Genomic DNA, 16,317 nt, shown 5'->3' with positions numbered 1-16,317 from the left:
GACAAAAATAGTCATGATGCCGTGCCGTCTACCTCTAAACCCAGTGGTTCCTCTCTGAATCGCTTCAATAGAGGCTTCCGCATGTGAGGGATATGATATGGTTCAGCTGCGGACAGCGCTAATTATTTTGCAGAAATGCAACCAATAATCGACAATTATCGTATTGTAGAAGGAAAACATGTTACGATAGGACAAAATGAGAACTTTTACAACAAAATCGATACACGGATGATTTGATAGATAGAAGACAAGTTGGGACCGAGGAGGATGATGGATGAAGCCTAATCAACGAATGAGACCGCTTCAGCTGCTGCTGCTGATACCGCTTATGTTCGTCTTGGGCCTTGGTGCTCCTTCACATGTTCAGGCAGGCTTTTGGGATTGGGTGACGGGTGTGTCGGAGATTCCTTCGGAATTCGATAAGCTAAAGGGCAAATATGAGCAAATGGAGCGTTCGCTGCAGGAAACACAAGATAAATATAACGAGATGACGGACAAATTCCGCACGGAGACGGATATGCTCAGGGCTCAGAATGACCAGCTGCTTGAGCAGAATTCGGAGCTGCAGAAGTATAACAAGGAGATGGCGGACAGGCTGATGCTGCTTGAAGAGAGGGATCAGCTGCAGCGGCAGCAGACGAAGCGCATTGTTACAGTGGTCATGGTCGCAATCGGCTTATTAGTGCTGTACTTTATTTTAACTCGTGTAATGAGAGTACTGGTGTGGCAGCGGAAGCGCCTATAGACAAAGAGATGCTTCAATGAATAGGATTATGGGGGTGAGAGGCTTTGCATATTGTAAGTGATCAGCAGACTGTGATGTCACAGGCCGTCACCGTTCAGTTGGAAGAGCAGGAGGCGGTATACGTGCTGCATCCTCAGCAAATTGTCAGCTTCCAAGGGCAATCCGAGCAGCGCGAGGATCACTTTATGGACATTGCGGGGATGTATCGCAAGCGGAAGTTTATCCAATCAAGAATTGCAGGGCCTGCTTCATTCTTGCTTGGGCTGCCGGCAGGGTTCTGCATTCAGATGCTGCCGATCACAGAAGGGACGGACCTGCTGTTCGAGTGGAAGCATATCTTGTTCTATACAGAAGGAATGAAGGTGGAGCGCCGAATCCAGACCCTGAAGAATGCCGTTATTACCCGGGAATTAGTCAAAATGAAATTCAGCTCGCCTGACGGCGTGCTTGGCATCGTATCCAATGGACCGCTTCATATTATGGAGCTCCATCCCGACAAGCCGACCTATGTGGATGTAGGCTGCCTGGTGGCTTATCCTGAGAACGCCGTACTGAAGCCGCGCGTATATGGAAATACGCTTGCGAGCCAATACATGAATTATCACTGGGAGATCACGGGCAGGGGTTATGTGCTCCTGCAGACAGGCAAGAGCGATGCCCAATTCGCGAAGGATCTGGAGGGCGATGGCATTGTGAAGCGAGTACTGCGCGAGGTCATTCCGTTTGGCAATGTCATTATCAAGTAACAGCATAGAAGGCGGAAGGACAAGATACAATGAAGCCTGCAGGATCAAGACCTTGTTGCGAACAGAAAGCACATGGGGTCATCTGCAGGCTTTTTTGTGTCGTATCAGTCGTATCGTTAGAAATCTGTTTTGATAATCGGGTCCATCAATTCATTGATGACCTGTCTCGCATCTGAAGCAATGTCGGTAATGATCCCGTCCACACCTAATGTGTAGAAATGCTGCACAGCATCGGTGGAATTGACGGTCCATACATACAAGGGTCTTCCGGCAAGCTTGGCCGAGGCGATGCGCCCTGCGTTGACAAAGGTCTCCTCAATGACAAAGAAATCGGCTTGAAACGATTGCAGCTTGGGCGCCAACGTGGCAAAAATGACATAGCCCACTTCAAGCTCAGGAGCGAGCTCTTTTACTCTCTGCACGATGTCGTAATCAAGGCTTTGTACAATGATATCCTGTTCCGCATGGAGCTTCCTTACGGTATCCACAAATGTCTCTACGTAATGTTCGTCCTCGAAGCCATGAGTCTTCAATTCTACATTTAAGCGAATGCGTCCCTGCATGGCCTGAAGAACACCCTCGAACGAAGAGACATAACCCTCGAATCCATTTTCCCGAAGCGGGATCTTCGTAAGCTCCTCCAATGTCAGATCGTATACATTCACATTCCGCCCTGCAAGCCGCTTCAAATTCGTGTCGTGGATGACAGCTAGCTTTCCATCCTTCGTCTGAAGCAGATCAAGCTCGATAAGATCAGCCTCGGCTCGTATTGCGCCTTCGAAGGCATCCATCGTATTTTCCACCCCTGAGCGGATATCTCCCCGATGCGCCATGATAACGAACTCATCAGGCAGTTCGCCAAGCGTATTCCATACCGTCGTAATTCCCCAAGCGACAGCTACGACAACAACGAGCAGAAAAGAGACCAGCTTGCTTTTGTTGCGCTGAATAAAGAGGCGGCTTCTTGGTCCCCGCAGCGAGGCTTGCCGATCCAGTTTTCTTAGGCTTGGATCAATGTCCTGCGGATTGCTGTAACGTCGATACAAGCAGGTGACAAAGGAAATAAATAACGGCGTGAACAGCAAGGATATGCCGTAAAGGCCAATACTGACGAGTGTGCTCAACAAGAAGCCGGTCCAGCCTTCATTCAGGCTTTCATAAGCGATAAGGAGAACACCGCCGACAATAACGGCTACGATCAAGAAGCCTGCAATGACAATCAGGAGCCCCCATTCAATCATTACCTTGATAAGGCTCCATTTGCTGCGCCAGAATAACCGTGCGCTTTTCTTCATCGCCGGCCAGAAGCGATTGGACCGTTCTAGCACAAGAATGGGCAGCGCATAGATGCTGATTAGGTTCAGGATTAAGATGATGATCCCGACCGCTGTCAGCAGGACAGCTCCAGACGTAGTCTTCAACAGCTCGCCAGTAATAAAGTTAGGAATCTGGATGCCTGGCAGCAGCGAAGCCCCGAAGCCGACATCAAGCAAAGGAAACAACAGCAGCAAGTATAGGATCGTGCCAAATGTACCGAACCGCCATACACGGGGCAGTCGGATCAGTACCTGCTGAAGCACAGCGCGTACTCGGGCGGTTTTACCCAGTGTTCCATAATAAGCAATATAAATAAGCACCGCGAATTCGGTGTAGATGAGCAAAAAGGCAATAGGCGCCATGACGACGATGCTGATTAGTCCGTATCTACTGAACACAAAGCGCAGCAGATCAAAGTTGGCGAGGGCATTCAGATTGCCCCAATCCAAAATTTTGTTGAACAGAATCGATAGCACAGGTACGAATACAACGATCGTTAATAATTTGTACACCAGTTCAAACAGCAGAAAAGGTTGCAGGGCATGCTTCCATACCTGAAGCATTTCCCGGGTGAACGCGAACCGAAGCCGCTTCGGCCGTGGTTTGGATGATTTCATAATGGACAGTCCTTCTTTTGCAGAGAATATCAATTGCAGCATTTCCTATTATAAAGCAAGAGCTTGTTGTTCCCAAATTAATGGAGTGTGGAAGAGTGTGAAAGAAAAGTTTGACAGCAATCAATTACTGTAATATACTTACTTACATAAAGTAACTAAATTTGTTTTTGTTAATTAATTGCTGATTGCAAATATATGAGAATCTCGAAGGGGAGGTTATGCAAATGAATCCATCCATCCATGCAAACACGGCGATTGGTCATGTGCATCTTAAGGTGAAGGATTTGAATCGTATGGTGGAGTTCTATACGAAGACAATTGGATTTGAGGTGTTGAAGCAGGAAGACAGCCGCGTCTATTTGGGTGTTGCTCCTGACCATGTGCTGCTTATACTGGAGCACCAGCCGAGCTATGTTGTGAAGCCTGCTCGTACGGTCGGCTTGTACCACTTTGCGATTCTGCTTCCGAGCCGAGCCGACTTGGCGCGTGCGCTGATGCATTTGGCAGAATCGAGAACTCCGATGCAAGGAGCCTCTGATCACGGCTTCAGCGAGGCGTTGTACTTGGCGGATCCTGAAGGCAATGGCATCGAGATCTATGCGGATCGTCCGAGAGAGCAGTGGGAAGGGCGAGTCGATGAAGTTGGAACAACCATCGCTTTGGATGTTGAGGACTTGCTGCGCACTGCAGCAGGAGATGAGACGTGGAACGGGATGCCAAATGGAACGATCATGGGCCATATTCATCTGCATGTGAGCGATTTGTCCTCGGCAGAGGCGTTCTATGTCGAACGTCTAGGCTTTGACATTATGACGGTGTATGGTGAGCAAGCCTTGTTTGTGGCAGCAGGTGGCTACCATCATCATATCGGGCTGAACACATGGGCAGGAACGGCGATGCCGCCAGCGGACAGCACGGGCTTGTATGCTTACAGCCTTGCTTTTGACTCTGAAGCGAGTCTTATGGAGACTATCCAGCGCTTCGAGTCCAAGCAGGTAGTCATTCATCAATCAAATGGTGTGCCGACGATTATCGATCCATGGGGCAATCGCATTGAACTTCATGTTCGCCCATAATAGCAATCCTAGAAGAAGAAACCCATATTTTTGACAACAATGGCAATGGCCCTCGACCTCCACTGATATGGAGATCGAGGGCTATTTACGTGTTAATGGGCTGCTCCCCTTTTATCCAATGGTTGGAAACAGCCATGTGTACATATTTTTAAGGAGAAAGTTCTATGGGATAGTTCACAGCGCAGCTGAATACAGCTTGTTACGCTTAGATGTGGTTATAGCTGACGAACTCACGGACAGGCTTGCGGTATCCTCTTGTGCGGAGCTTGGATTGATCCTCCTTGCCTATTGCGATCAGCATAGCCGGGACATAGCGGTCTGGTACTTGAAGGAGCTCCATCATCTGATCGCTATCAAAGCCGATCATGGGGCATGTGTTCCAGCCTTTGTCTTGAGCAATCAGCATAAACTGCATTGCAGATAAGCTGGCATTGCGAATCGCTTCATCATGTAGGAAGGAATCCCCTCGCTGCTCGTAGAACTCTATCGTATCTGCAACCATTTGATCGTATTCCTGCTTCGATAGAATTCCGAGATGCATCATTCCCTCGTATAATCTGCCCGCTTCCTTGTGAGCTTGTGTATCCCCAAGAACGAGAATAGCCGCTGAAGCAGACTTGACCTTGTATTGCTTGTAGGACGCTTCATATGCCTTGTCCAGCAGCTCAGGTTCATTAATTACAATATAATGGGTATGCTGAAGATTGAAGCAGGACGGCGCATATTTGACCAGATTGAACATCTCGTCTAGTTCCTCTGTGCTGATCTTAACTTCCGGAAGGAATTTCAGCGCAGATCTGCGTTCTTTTATTACCGTTTCAAGAGTGTTCATGTATGTATTCTCCTCTTCATCATGTTTGTATATATTTTATCATAGTTACTGAATAATAGTAAGTTAATTTCATCACTCTAAAAGGAATAAAAGTGATGAATTTATGAACAATTGATAGTAGATATGGAGGAGGAAATGATGATGGCACATACACATTTGGAGCGGGCTGCTGCGTACATGAAGCAAGGAGCAAGACCGCTTGAGCGAGCAAGGTATGAGTGGGAGTTTGAAGCAGGGAGTGTGGAGGCTGTGCTTGACGCTTTGCGTGCTTATCAGAACAAGGACGGCGGCTTCGGGCATGGCCTTGAGCCTGATATTCGCCTCAAGGATTCTTCTGTGATCGCCACGACCACAGCACTTCAAATCATGTCGGATCTGCAGCTAGATCCCGAGCATCCCATGGTTGCTGAAGCGATAAGATATTTGCTTGATGTGTACGATACAGGCAAGCAAGGATGGGAGATCGTTCCGTATCATGTTGATCAAGCCCCTCATGCTCCCTGGTGGAATTATCGCGATCTGTATGACGGGTGGGGGAACCCGAACCTTGAAATTGTCGGGTACCTCTATGAATTTCCCCATGGTCCGCTCGAATTTCGTGAGAAGATTACAGAGCATGCGGTTCAATACATGCTTGAGCGTTCACCGCTGAATGAATTCCATGAGCTCTTGTGCGCGCTCCGAATGATCGAGCGCATGCCGGATGAAGACCTGGCACAAGTGCTTCCGAAGGTCGATGAGATGGTTAGCAGCTGTGTTTCCACGGATTCTTCCCAATGGAAGCAGTATGTTCTGACTCCGCTTCAGATCGTTAGGGATGAGGATTCACGTTATTTTTCTCAGTTTCAAGAGTACATTCAAACGAATTTGAAGCATTTGACGTCTAATCAGCAAGCAGATGGCGCATGGCATCCCGTATGGAGTTGGGGACAGCATGAGGAAGCTTGGGAAGAGGCAAAGCAGGAGTGGAAAGGCCTATTAACCTTGGATGCTATTCGTTCATTGAAGCGATTCGAAGCCTACTGGACGGCTTGAGCGTGAAGCGGATCCCAAGAATGATTCATCCACCAATATAAGTACACAATGAGGCTGCACTTATACCTGTTCGGGTACATGTGCAGCCTCATTTGCTGTTGAAATATTTGCTGGCATTAAGATGTTATCGGCAGCAAGTGCTAGATCATCTCTATTACAGCAGCTTCTCAATGTCCTTGGCAATTTTGGATGGCGCCGTCTGAGGGGCGTAGCGATCAACGACCTCGCCTTGGCGATTGATCAGAAACTTCGTGAAATTCCATTTGACCTCTGATCCGAGCAGTCCCTTCTTCTCTTCCGTAAGAAGCTTAAACAATGGGGAGGCCTGCTCTCCCTTGACGTCTACCTTGGCGAACATTGGAAATGTAACGCCATAATTCACTTGGCAAAACTGGAGGGTCTCGTCCAAATGCTCAAACTCCTGATTGGCAAATTGGTCACACGGAAAGCCTAGAACAACGAGTCCTTGATCCTTGAATTTCTCATGCAGTTCCTGCAATTCCTTAAATTGCGGCGTGAAGCCGCATTTGCTGGCCGTGTTGACAACTAAGATTACTTTGCCTTCATAATCGCGCAGGGATTGTCCTGTCCCGCCAGAGGTCTTGACTTCTATATCATAAAGCTTTGCCATCTTGATCGCTCCTTTCGGATTACCATTTCATCGATACCTTTTAATGGAAGCATAGCATACCCTAATGCCTAGTTCAACGAAAGCTGCTTGCTTATCATGCTCCATAGAGATGCCAGAAGCAAAGTCTGGAACATGTTATAATGAAAGTACTTAAACCTTGGGAGCTGTCAAGCAGCATTAGCCTCACTCCCGTGTAAGAAAGGATGTACCCATGAAGTCATTAGTTCTGGCTGAAAAGCCATCTGTAGCTAGAGAGATAGCCCGTGTATTAGGTTGCAGCAGCAAACATAAGCAGTACATGGAAGGACCTGATTACATTGTAACCTGGGCGCTTGGTCACTTGGTTGGCCTTGCTGAGCCAGAGGATTACGATAAGAAGTACCAGCAGTGGAAGCTAGAGGATCTTCCGATGATGCCTGAACGGATGAAGCTGAAGGTGTTAAGAGAATCTTCTCATCAGTTCAAGGCTGTGCAGCATCTATGCAAGCGCAGCGACATCAAGGAATTGATCATTGCGACCGACGCCGCGCGTGAAGGGGAATTGCTTGCGCGTTGGATCATGCAAATGGTGAAGTGGAATAAGCCTTTTCGTCGCTTGTGGATCTCTTCTCAGACGGATAAGGCGATCAAGGAGGGCTTCCGCAAGCTTCGTCCTGGATCAGACTTTGACCGTCTATATGAATCTGCGCGCTGCCGAGCAGAGGCGGATTGGCTCATTGGCCTGAATGTGACGCGGGCCCTGACTTGTAAATTCGAAACACCATTGTCCGCTGGTCGGGTGCAAACCCCAACCCTTGGTATGCTGATGACGCGTGAGCAGGAGATCAAAAACTTCCGCTCACAAGAGTATGAGATGATCATCGCGGACTGCGGCGGCTTCGAGGCAATATGGCGCGGAAGCAACGGTGATGCGAGACAATTCAATCTAGAAGCTTCACAAGCGCTCGTGAAAAGGCTGGCTGGTCAAAGTGCGACCGTTACCGATCTGAAAAAATCGAAGAAGCAGGAGCCGCACCCGCTCGCTTATGACTTAACGGAATTGCAGCGCGATGCGAACCGCAGATATGGATTCTCTGCCAAGCAGACCTCTAATGTGCTTCAACGCTTGTATGAACAGCATAAGATCGTAACCTATCCAAGAACAGACAGCCGACATCTGTCTTCTGATATGACTGGCACGCTTAAGGAACGCTTGTCCGGAATGGCGGTTGGTCCCTATGCAGCGCTGGCGAAGCAGCTTATGAAAGAGAAGCTTGTGATTACAAAGCGCATTGTAGATGACAGTAAGGTCACGGATCATCATGCGATTATCCCGACTGATGAACCGCTCCGACTGCATAATCTTACAACAGAGGAGCGCAAGCTGTATGACCTGATCGCAAGACGCTTCTTGGCTTTGTTCCTACCGGCTGCCCAGTACGAGCAGGTGGTGTTGACCTTGAGCATCGGAGGAGAGAGCTTTAGCGCCAAAGGACGGACGATGCTGTCGAATGGCTGGCGGCAAGCCTACGATGAGCACTGGGAGGATGACGATGATTCGAATCAAAAGAGTGAGCGTGAACAGGAGCGCATACCTAAGCTGTCCGTAAATGACAAGCTCTCGGTAAAGCGAATCTATGTGCAGCTCGACCGTACGAAGCCGCCTGCACGTTATACGGAGGCAACGCTGCTTACCCAGATGGAGAAGCATGGGCTTGGAACCCCAGCCACTCGTGCAGACATCATCGAGAAGCTGGTTGGCAGCGACACCATCGAACGAGAAGGCGTCCACCTGAAGCCGACAGGAAAAGGCGTGCAGTTGATTGAACTTGCGTCACCTGAACTTCGTACGCCTGAGCTGACCGCCAAGTGGGAAAAAGACCTGGAGCGCATTGCACGAGGCGAACGGCGCTCTGGGGAGTTTATGAAGGGAATCCGCCAAATGACGGAACAGCTTGTCAGCGGGGTGAAGACCAGCGAAGCGACTTACAAACCGCACAATCTGAGCCACAGTCATTGTCCTACATGTGGATCGCGCTTGATGGAGAAGAAGACGAAGCGAGGAAAGCTGCTCATCTGTCCAAACCAAGACTGTGATTACAAGCGCAGCAACGAGAAGCAGTTGGCGAATCGCCGCTGTCCACAGTGTCATAAGAAAATGGAGATTAAGAACGGCAAAGCTGGCAAGTACGTACAATGCCTATCCTGCAATATTGTAGAGAAGTTAGACGGCGGAGGCGGCAAGCTTAAGAAGCATGAAGAGCGCAAGCTGATTAAGAAGTACGAGCAAAAGGAATCTATTGGCTCGAATCTAGGAGAACTGCTGAAGGCCGCCTTGGATAAGCAATCTGATTCCTAGTTTTTTCGACAAAATTAATATTTTCCAATTCACATCCAAATGAATAGATTGTAACCTATAAGAGAGCTTCAATGAATGGTAAGGCAGACCTGCACTTGCAATCATTGGAGCTCTTTTTCATATGGGATATATTAGGGTAATAATGGAGGTTCACCTAAGATCTGTTGAAATTGTTGTAACATTTCTGTAACGCGACAATCGTAGATTCATAGTATAGTTATGTCGAAGTATGCACAATGAAGTCAAGGATTAGGAAGTGAGTGAATTGGACGGTCATAACGTAGTATCCCGAAGCTCCCGTCATCGGAAGAAAAGAAGAATGGGCCGCATCTTTATGCTGCTTGTAATGCTGATTATCGTCGGTGTGGGTGTTTATGCAGGTGTGAAAATGCTTCTGAGCGGTGACTCATTAGCTTCCGCATCAACCATTCGTGAGGATTTCGTGGTCACGGAGGTTGCCGCAATGGGTTCGGCAGCCAAAGACAAGACCGCGCCTACTTTATACAATGGCATGAAGCGCAAAGTTGTGTATCTGACCTTTGATGATGGACCTAATGCTCATACGTCAGAGCTGTTGGATATCATGAAAAACAATGACATTAAAGGAACCTTCTTTATGCTTGGGGAAAATGCAAAAAATAACCCGGACATGGTTAAACGGATGTACGAAGAAGGGCATTATCCCGGGCTTCATAGTATGACTCATGATTATTCTAAATTGTACAAAAGCGGTGGCTCCAAGAATTTCATTGAAGAGTTCCAAGAAGCGCAGAGCATCGTAAATGATATTACGGGTTATAAGCCAACACTGATTCGTGCGCCTTATGGCAGCGCCCCACAGATTGGCGAGGAATTCAGAGGAGATATCGCGAATGCAGGCTTTAAAATGTGGGATTGGACAATCGATTCCTATGATTGGAAGTATCCTGGCAATCCAAGCGCCATTCTAAGTCAGGTCCAATCGCAGCTGACAGAGGACACGGAAGTTGTCTTAATGCACGACCGGGAGCAAACAGCTCAGATTCTGCAGCAGGTCATTGATTATATTCGATCTCAAGGATATGAATTTGAAGCATATCATCCGGATCAGCATTTTATATGCAACTTTAGACATGATGAACGGCTGTAATCGTTAGGGAGGCAATAACATGTTTATGCGCAAGATCATCAGCTCTACAGCGGTTATTCTCACCATGCTGGTCGTCCTGACGGGCTGCGGCACGCCTGCTATCGACCTGTTTATTGATCATGTGGAGAAGGCGTCTGCTGCTGAGACAGAAGTACCCGCGTTATTTGAGCAATTGAAGCAATTAGAGGAGAAAGACCAAGCGCATTATGCGAACATTTTGGAACAAGGCAAGGATTCCAATGTGAACGTGCAGACGTTAATTGACAACAGCGCAAAGGCGCTTGAAGAGCGCAAGCAAGCCATGGACAAAGTAAAACAACAGTTGGATGAAGCAATGAAGCAGCTTGGAGACCAGACTTCAACGGTTAAGGACATCAAGGATGATGGCTTGAGACAGCAGGCTCAAGATGTGCTTGGCGCTTATAACGGAAGATATGAGGCATTTCAGCAGTTCTATAAGAGCTATGATGAATGGGTAAAAGCGGAGCAAGCGGTGTATGAGCAGCTTAAAGCCACGGATACGAAGCTCAAAAGCATCCAAGAATCCGTTGCTGCTCGCAACCAAGCCTTCAAGCAGGCAGAGCAGTTTAAAGAGCAGTTTAACGGCTTTACTGAGCAATTTAATGTGAAGAAGCAGGCCCTGTACGCTGCAGCAGGCGTTAATCAAAAATAAAAGAATAGATCCAAGTCTACATATGGAATGTTGATCTATTCATCTAATCAATCATGCTTTGACATAGAAAAGGGGTGTCCCAAAAGATCTTATATCTTAAGGGACACCCCTTTTTTGGCTGTTGAGCGACGCTGCGCATACGAATCATTCGTCCCATCGTTCTTGTATTCTAATTACACCAAGCTATATGCCATGCTTGTGCCCGGATAGGGGCCTTATGAGAACAAAAAAGCCAATGCTCGTTGAGCACTGGCCCTGCTTCCATGCATATGTACTTGTTCAGCTCATCGTATCACATGCGTACACATATTCGAGACCATGTTAAGTCCATGTCCTTGCGACAAAATCGGCAATGAGAATAAACAAGATATAGGATATTATCGCTGATGCGATATAAGTTATTCCTGTTTTGGTTTTGTGCTGAAATAATCTTACGATGCCAAGACTTACAAGCGGACAAACGATAAGCAGAAAAAAGAGCACGGTTACGAATAGCTGCGGACTAATACTGCTAATATCGACATAAGTCAATTGAGACCCACCTTTCGGTTATGCATCCAAATGTCATTTTCGAGTACCGCATTGGAAGATGAAGCAGAAAAGTGTGATATAAATCATAAAGAATATTATATCGCGACATTGTATGCTCGTGTAGTCATGTCCATTCCAAAATGTGTCAATTTATCGTCAATTTCATGAAGGATACTATTGCGCTTACATTTACATCTCTATCAGGTTACCATTGATGCTATAATGGATCGCAGAGTGTAGTATAATCCGGTTAATGGTTAGAGGAGGAGCATTTTTATGCGTTATATGGTAGGCATTGATCTCGGAGGGACGAATATTGTAGCGGGTCTGGTCAATGAGCAGTATGAGTTAGTACACAAGGTGAAGCAGCCGACGGAGGTTGCACAGGGGAGCGACTATGTATTAAGCAAGATGGCCAAGATGGTCGATGAGCTGCTTGAGATGGCAGATCTAACACGGCAGGATCTTATTGCTGTAGGGGTAGGCTGTCCAGGAATCGTTGATCCGATTCAAGGGATCGCAGTATTCGCCTCTAACCTAAAGTGGAATAACATTGAAGTGTCGCGCATTCTAGGAGAGAAAATTGGTGCACCTGTATTTATAGATAATGATGTTCGCATGTATGTATTTGGCGAAGCGATGAGCGGAGCCGGCAAGGGAGCTGATGTTGTTCACGGCGTAACCATCGGCACGGGACTTGCTGCAGCAACAGTTGTTCATGGAGAACTCTATTATGGAAGCAAGTTCATGGCTGGGGAGCTTGGACATGTTGTGATTGAAGGCGAGAAAACGCCATGCGGATGTGGTCTTAAGGGCTGCCTTGAAACCGTTGTCTCCGCAACAGGCATTGTGCGCCAAGCACGTGAGGCTTTGGAAGCTGGACGGGAGAGCATTCTGAGAGAAGCTTTTGAAGCGGGTGAACTGAGCGCGGCCCATGTGTCGATGGCTTATGATGAAGGGGATGCACTGGCACAAGAGATTCTTGACTATACAGGGAAGGTGCTTGGCAAAGGCTTGGCATATTCCATTACATTGTATAGCCCGGATGTTGTTGTCATCGGCGGCGGATCGGCGTTAGCTGGAGATCGGATCTTGGATTCAACACGCAAGACACTGACCGAGATGGTTTACAGCGGCTACATGAACAATGTTACGCTCAAAATTGGCGAGTTGATTGACGATGGCGGTGTCATCGGCAGTGCAGCATTCGCTAAGAGTCGTGTGGAAAAGATGGAGGCGGTATCCGCTAAATAGCTAGTGGAGCGCTTGCTGAATGGAGGAAGAGGATGACGCAGATGCAGTCGCAAGGGATTGATCGATTACAGCGTTCAGAGAATCAGAACATCGTAGAATCTGCACAAGATATGACTTCTCACTTATTAAGCGAGCGTATAGTTGCAATATTTAGAGGATATACAGGAGTGCAAGCAGACAGCGCAGCAGGTGCATTGATTCGTGGTGGAGTGAAGCTAGTTGAGATCACGCTGAACACGGAAGGTGCATTGCATATTTTGCATCGCTGGCGTGAGCGTTTTGAGGGCATGGCCTGGATTGGGGCAGGTACGGTATTGGACGTGGATATGGCGAAGAAAGCGATAGATAGCGGAGCGCAGTATCTCATTTCCCCTAATCTGGATGAACAAGTTGTTGCTTATGCTGCTGATCGAGGGATTGACGTATGGCCAGGCGTGCTCACTCCTACGGAAATGGTGCGTGCTTGGAAGGCAGGGGCAAAGGCACTGAAGCTGTTCCCTTTGGGCACGCTAGGCCCAGACTATATTAGAGAAGTAAGAGGACCACTCTCCCATATTCCAATCATGGCAACCGGTGGAGTCGATCTTGGAAATATAGAAGCCTACTGGCAGGCTGGAGCCTCAGCATTTGGCCTCGGCTCGAAGCTTGTACGCTCCGATTGGATTCAAGCTGGCAATTATGAAAAGTTAGAGGAGCATGCTTCTCTTTGGGTAACTAAAGCCCAAAGCTTGGCATAAGGACGACTAAGAAAAATAGAGAAGCAGGCTGTGTCGGCAGCCTGCTTTTTTGTGCTTGTTGATTTGGGCGTAGTTGTTTTCTCTAATTCTTCCTTACTATTGAGCGACGAAGAGACAAAGCAGCGTTTTCACCAATTTATAGCCAAGATGCGTGTGCCGGGCGTCTGAAGCATATCGGATGGATGAAATCAGAGCATCGTTTGGAAAAGTATAAGCGTTATATGAAGCTTGATCCATGCAGCCGATATGGATGGAAGGAGCAATATCGCTCGATTATGGATGAGCATCCGAACTTGATCGATTGGGTCGAATAGGAAAGCGCGGTGACTCGTATAGTCTTCTAAATAAAATACGACACGAAGCCGTGAAGCAAAACTCCCACTCGTGTCGTAATGATGTATCCTATAGGAACAACATGCCGATGCCGTTGCTTCGATAGAACTCGCTGTCGCTGCTGTTCCTCTTTTTGACGTCATTCCTGCTAGGTTATCGATAAATGGGCTCTGCCAGCAGTTCGCTTTGGATATCTGCATAGGAACGGACTTCTGCATGAGGAAGGTGCGAACTCTCCCGATCAGCATGGCGATGGTTGAACCAGATCATGGTCATTCCGGCTTCCAGGGCACCAATAACGTCGTTGCGCCATGAATCCCCGATATAGACAGCATTCTCCGCTAGAATCTTTGTTTCACTCAGCACATGGTGAAAGATTCGTGGATCAGGCTTGTCCCAGCCAACCCTGCCGGTGATAAAGATATGCTCTGTCGAGATAAGCTCCTCCAAAGCCAAGGCTTGAATTTTATTTTGCTGATGGGCTTCGGCCCCATTGGTAATGATGCCGACAAGACAGCCCTTCTCGTTAAGCTGCTGAATTGTTTCTTTTGCCCCTTCAAATAATGCGATATCATATTGTCGGCTCAAATAATCCTGCTGCAGTCGTTCTGCAACCTGCATGGTGATGGAAATGTCGAATTCCTTCAGCATACGGATGTATCGTTCTGTCCTCATGCGATGCTGCCCTTCCACATTATGCGCTGCAAAGGCGTCCTTTTGAATCGCGGCGAGGTGGTCGCTATAATAACGGAAGCGTTGATAAGCCGCTTCATAATTGAAAGTGTCAGGCAGATTCAGTTGGCTCTGCAGGGTGTTTCGTAGAGGGGTTAAGTGGTCATACAGCGTATCATCTAGGTCAAAAAACACGCCGGAAAGAGTGTTCATCCCCGCCATATCGCTCTCCTCATTTCTATGGGTCTGGATTGTATTTATCACTTTACAGCTATGACTGTGCTTTATTTACTAGGCAAAGAATAGCCGCTGTTATTAACGTTACTGTATGGGAACGTTATCAAGCAAGCGCCAGATGATGAGAGTTATCATGATATTATCCTTGCTGCAAAGATTTTCTTTAGTCATTTCCTGTGGGCATTCGCCACAAATCCTGCTTCTGAATCAGTCTATTCGTGACGGAGGCTTGCGAGAGTTTGGATAACGGGATCACGACCTGACATTACCTGTCGAGCGTTCACGAATAGACGACGAGCACGATGATGAATTCGACCCCATAACTAGACAGTCTTCTTCTTTTAGGTATGATACGATAACGATCACCACATTAGCGGTACTTGTCCATAACCGGAGGTGATCAAGGATGAAGCATGTTAACCAACCGGAACCCTATCCTGTCTCAAGGCCACGGTTTCGTTCGCCATTGTCTCGTCGCAAGACGATGCGGATGAATCGTAAACGGGTCAGAGGATTAATGATGCGCTGGATGCTTGCTGTTGCAATATGCAGTGTAGCGATGACCCAGGCCGTTCATTGGTCAACAGCAGAAGCGGAGTCTTCTAAGCAAACGTTTCAGAACCAAGATCGAATGAGACAATATGTTACGGAGCAGATGGCGAAGCGAGAGAGTATGTTTACTTTTCAATATGAAGGCAATACTGCCGCCTTGACGAAGCTGCTCGGAGAAGTGATGGATCAATCACTCCGTTCAGATCCCTTCATCCGATATAACGTCAGTCGCTATTCCTTCCATTGGAAGGGGACTGAGACAGCGGCTTTGATCACGGTATATGTGAACTACAGAGAAACGCTTGAACAGAGTCAATTCGTCCGCAATGAAGCAAAACGGATTGTTAAAGCCATCATCCACGATCAGCAATCAGACTATGAAAAGATTAAGCGTCTTCATGATTATGTTGTGACGCATGTATCCTATGACGAAAGCATGAAGCATTTGACGGCGTATGAGGCGCTTACTGTCAAACAGACGGTCTGCCAAGGTTATGCTCTTCTCTTGCAGGCCTTGTTGGAGGAGGCCGGCATTCCATCCATGATCGTGGAAGGCGAGGCTGGTGGCACGCTTCATGCATGGAATATGGTGAAGCTTGAAGGCAACTGGTATCATGTAGACGCCACGTGGGATGATCCTGTTCCAGACAAGAAGGATCAAGTGAGATACACGTATTTCTTGCTCTCCGATAAGGAGATGGCAGAGGATCACACCTGGGATGAACTGAAGGCCCCGATTGCCGATCATGTGTATCTTAGCACGCATCAATGAATGACACCTGCCTCTAAACGTGCTCTCTTATCTTTGAATGGCCTCTTTAGAGATTGTCTCACTAGAGTTAAGCGCTATATGAGCAAGTAT

16 protein-coding genes are annotated in these 16,317 nt (G+C 47.6%); 11 read left to right on the top strand and 5 right to left on the bottom strand.

Going from position 1 to position 16,317, the window contains the following annotated elements:
- Positions 1 to 274 precede the first annotated feature (274 nt).
- Positions 275 to 745, top strand: coding sequence for a coiled-coil domain-containing protein (locus tag B9Y93_RS11365; protein WP_085494514.1), 471 nt, complete (start codon positions 275 to 277; stop codon positions 743 to 745).
- A 44-nt stretch (positions 746 to 789) separates the two neighbouring features.
- Positions 790 to 1,491 (top strand): AIM24 family protein, encoded by a 702-nt coding sequence (locus B9Y93_RS11360; protein WP_085494513.1) that lies wholly within the window; start codon positions 790 to 792, stop codon positions 1,489 to 1,491.
- Positions 1,492 to 1,607: 116 nt separating this feature from the next.
- Here the strand turns inward: B9Y93_RS11360 and B9Y93_RS11355 are convergent, their stop codons facing one another.
- A complete protein-coding gene (locus tag B9Y93_RS11355) occupies positions 1,608 to 3,425 on the bottom strand; it encodes a glycerophosphodiester phosphodiesterase (RefSeq protein ID WP_085494512.1) in 1,818 nt (605 codons plus the stop codon).
- A gap of 224 nt (positions 3,426 to 3,649) precedes the next feature.
- Here B9Y93_RS11355 and B9Y93_RS11350 point away from each other — a divergent pair, with 224 nt between their 5' ends.
- A complete protein-coding gene (locus tag B9Y93_RS11350) occupies positions 3,650 to 4,501 on the top strand; it encodes a VOC family protein (protein ID WP_176228903.1) in 852 nt (283 codons plus the stop codon).
- Positions 4,502 to 4,706: 205 nt separating this feature from the next.
- Here the strand turns inward: B9Y93_RS11350 and B9Y93_RS11345 are convergent, their stop codons facing one another.
- A complete protein-coding gene (locus tag B9Y93_RS11345) occupies positions 4,707 to 5,333 on the bottom strand; it encodes a nitroreductase family protein (protein ID WP_085494510.1) in 627 nt (208 codons plus the stop codon).
- A gap of 141 nt (positions 5,334 to 5,474) precedes the next feature.
- Between B9Y93_RS11345 and B9Y93_RS11340 the strand changes: the two genes are divergently transcribed.
- Positions 5,475 to 6,368, top strand: a complete 894-nt coding sequence (locus tag B9Y93_RS11340; protein WP_085494509.1) for a hypothetical protein — start codon at positions 5,475 to 5,477, stop codon at positions 6,366 to 6,368.
- 154 nt (positions 6,369 to 6,522) lie between these two features.
- Here B9Y93_RS11340 and B9Y93_RS11335 read toward each other — a convergent pair whose 3' ends face one another.
- Positions 6,523 to 6,999 carry a glutathione peroxidase gene (locus tag B9Y93_RS11335; protein ID WP_085494508.1) on the bottom strand — a complete coding sequence of 159 codons (477 nt, stop codon included), beginning with the start codon at positions 6,997 to 6,999 and terminating at the stop codon, positions 6,523 to 6,525.
- A 211-nt stretch (positions 7,000 to 7,210) separates the two neighbouring features.
- On the opposite strand from B9Y93_RS11335, the gene B9Y93_RS11330 reads away from it, so the two are divergent.
- The 3 genes from B9Y93_RS11330 to B9Y93_RS11320 all read left to right on the top strand — a co-directional run bounded on the left by B9Y93_RS11330 (position 7,211) and on the right by B9Y93_RS11320 (position 11,139).
- Positions 7,211 to 9,337, top strand: coding sequence for a DNA topoisomerase III (locus tag B9Y93_RS11330; RefSeq protein ID WP_085494507.1), 2,127 nt, complete (start codon positions 7,211 to 7,213; stop codon positions 9,335 to 9,337).
- A 265-nt stretch (positions 9,338 to 9,602) separates the two neighbouring features.
- Entirely contained in the window at positions 9,603 to 10,466 is an 864-nt protein-coding gene (locus B9Y93_RS11325; RefSeq protein ID WP_244903374.1) for a polysaccharide deacetylase family protein, read from the top strand.
- A gap of 19 nt (positions 10,467 to 10,485) precedes the next feature.
- Entirely contained in the window at positions 10,486 to 11,139 is a 654-nt protein-coding gene (locus tag B9Y93_RS11320; RefSeq protein WP_085494505.1) for a YkyA family protein, read from the top strand.
- 321 nt (positions 11,140 to 11,460) lie between these two features.
- On the opposite strand, the gene B9Y93_RS24880 is transcribed toward B9Y93_RS11320, so the two are convergent.
- The gene (locus tag B9Y93_RS24880; protein WP_085494504.1) at positions 11,461 to 11,670 is read right to left on the bottom strand and encodes a hypothetical protein; all 210 of its coding nucleotides are present in this window, start codon (positions 11,668 to 11,670) and stop codon (positions 11,461 to 11,463) included.
- A 276-nt stretch (positions 11,671 to 11,946) separates the two neighbouring features.
- Between B9Y93_RS24880 and B9Y93_RS11310 the strand changes: the two genes are divergently transcribed.
- The 3 genes from B9Y93_RS11310 to B9Y93_RS25055 all read left to right on the top strand — a co-directional run bounded on the left by B9Y93_RS11310 (position 11,947) and on the right by B9Y93_RS25055 (position 13,975).
- A complete protein-coding gene (locus B9Y93_RS11310) occupies positions 11,947 to 12,924 on the top strand; it encodes an ROK family protein (RefSeq protein ID WP_085494503.1) in 978 nt (325 codons plus the stop codon).
- 32 nt (positions 12,925 to 12,956) lie between these two features.
- On the top strand, positions 12,957 to 13,661 hold the full coding sequence (locus B9Y93_RS11305; protein WP_342351855.1) for a bifunctional 4-hydroxy-2-oxoglutarate aldolase/2-dehydro-3-deoxy-phosphogluconate aldolase: 705 nt from the start codon (positions 12,957 to 12,959) through the stop codon (positions 13,659 to 13,661).
- 182 nt (positions 13,662 to 13,843) lie between these two features.
- A complete protein-coding gene (locus B9Y93_RS25055) occupies positions 13,844 to 13,975 on the top strand; it encodes a hypothetical protein (RefSeq protein ID WP_277351685.1) in 132 nt (43 codons plus the stop codon).
- Between the two features lie 172 nt (positions 13,976 to 14,147).
- Here the strand turns inward: B9Y93_RS25055 and B9Y93_RS11300 are convergent, their stop codons facing one another.
- Complete coding sequence (locus B9Y93_RS11300; RefSeq protein ID WP_085494502.1) at positions 14,148 to 14,888, bottom strand: HAD family hydrolase; 741 nt, start codon at positions 14,886 to 14,888, stop codon at positions 14,148 to 14,150.
- A gap of 421 nt (positions 14,889 to 15,309) precedes the next feature.
- Here B9Y93_RS11300 and B9Y93_RS11295 point away from each other — a divergent pair, with 421 nt between their 5' ends.
- Positions 15,310 to 16,227 carry a transglutaminase domain-containing protein gene (locus tag B9Y93_RS11295; RefSeq protein WP_085494501.1) on the top strand — a complete coding sequence of 306 codons (918 nt, stop codon included), beginning with the start codon at positions 15,310 to 15,312 and terminating at the stop codon, positions 16,225 to 16,227.
- Positions 16,228 to 16,317: the final 90 nt, after the last annotated feature.

Source organism: Paenibacillus aquistagni (assembly GCF_900177815.1).
Lineage (GTDB): Bacteria > Bacillota > Bacilli > Paenibacillales > Paenibacillaceae > Paenibacillus_B > Paenibacillus_B aquistagni.
Note: the sequence above shows the minus strand (reverse complement) of the source record. Positions and strands in the feature narration are given on the sequence as shown.

What these genes read in the sequence shown, in the direction of transcription:
- B9Y93_RS11310 (WP_085494503.1), top strand. Translation starts at nt 11,947, where the DNA reads ATGCGTTATATGGTAGGCATTGATCTCGGAGGGACGAATATTGTAGCG.
- B9Y93_RS11300 (WP_085494502.1), bottom strand. Translation starts at nt 14,888, where the DNA reads ATGGCGGGGATGAACACTCTTTCCGGCGTGTTTTTTGACCTAGATGAT.
- B9Y93_RS11330 (WP_085494507.1), top strand. Translation starts at nt 7,211, where the DNA reads ATGAAGTCATTAGTTCTGGCTGAAAAGCCATCTGTAGCTAGAGAGATA.
- B9Y93_RS11305 (WP_342351855.1), top strand. Translation starts at nt 12,957, where the DNA reads ATGACGCAGATGCAGTCGCAAGGGATTGATCGATTACAGCGTTCAGAG.
- B9Y93_RS11345 (WP_085494510.1), bottom strand. Translation starts at nt 5,333, where the DNA reads ATGAACACTCTTGAAACGGTAATAAAAGAACGCAGATCTGCGCTGAAA.
- B9Y93_RS11295 (WP_085494501.1), top strand. Translation starts at nt 15,310, where the DNA reads ATGAAGCATGTTAACCAACCGGAACCCTATCCTGTCTCAAGGCCACGG.
- B9Y93_RS11340 (WP_085494509.1), top strand. Translation starts at nt 5,475, where the DNA reads ATGGCACATACACATTTGGAGCGGGCTGCTGCGTACATGAAGCAAGGA.
- B9Y93_RS11355 (WP_085494512.1), bottom strand. Translation starts at nt 3,425, where the DNA reads ATGAAATCATCCAAACCACGGCCGAAGCGGCTTCGGTTCGCGTTCACC.
- B9Y93_RS11350 (WP_176228903.1), top strand. Translation starts at nt 3,650, where the DNA reads ATGAATCCATCCATCCATGCAAACACGGCGATTGGTCATGTGCATCTT.
- B9Y93_RS25055 (WP_277351685.1), top strand. Translation starts at nt 13,844, where the DNA reads ATGAAATCAGAGCATCGTTTGGAAAAGTATAAGCGTTATATGAAGCTT.
- B9Y93_RS11320 (WP_085494505.1), top strand. Translation starts at nt 10,486, where the DNA reads ATGTTTATGCGCAAGATCATCAGCTCTACAGCGGTTATTCTCACCATG.
- B9Y93_RS11365 (WP_085494514.1), top strand. Translation starts at nt 275, where the DNA reads ATGAAGCCTAATCAACGAATGAGACCGCTTCAGCTGCTGCTGCTGATA.
- B9Y93_RS11335 (WP_085494508.1), bottom strand. Translation starts at nt 6,999, where the DNA reads ATGGCAAAGCTTTATGATATAGAAGTCAAGACCTCTGGCGGGACAGGA.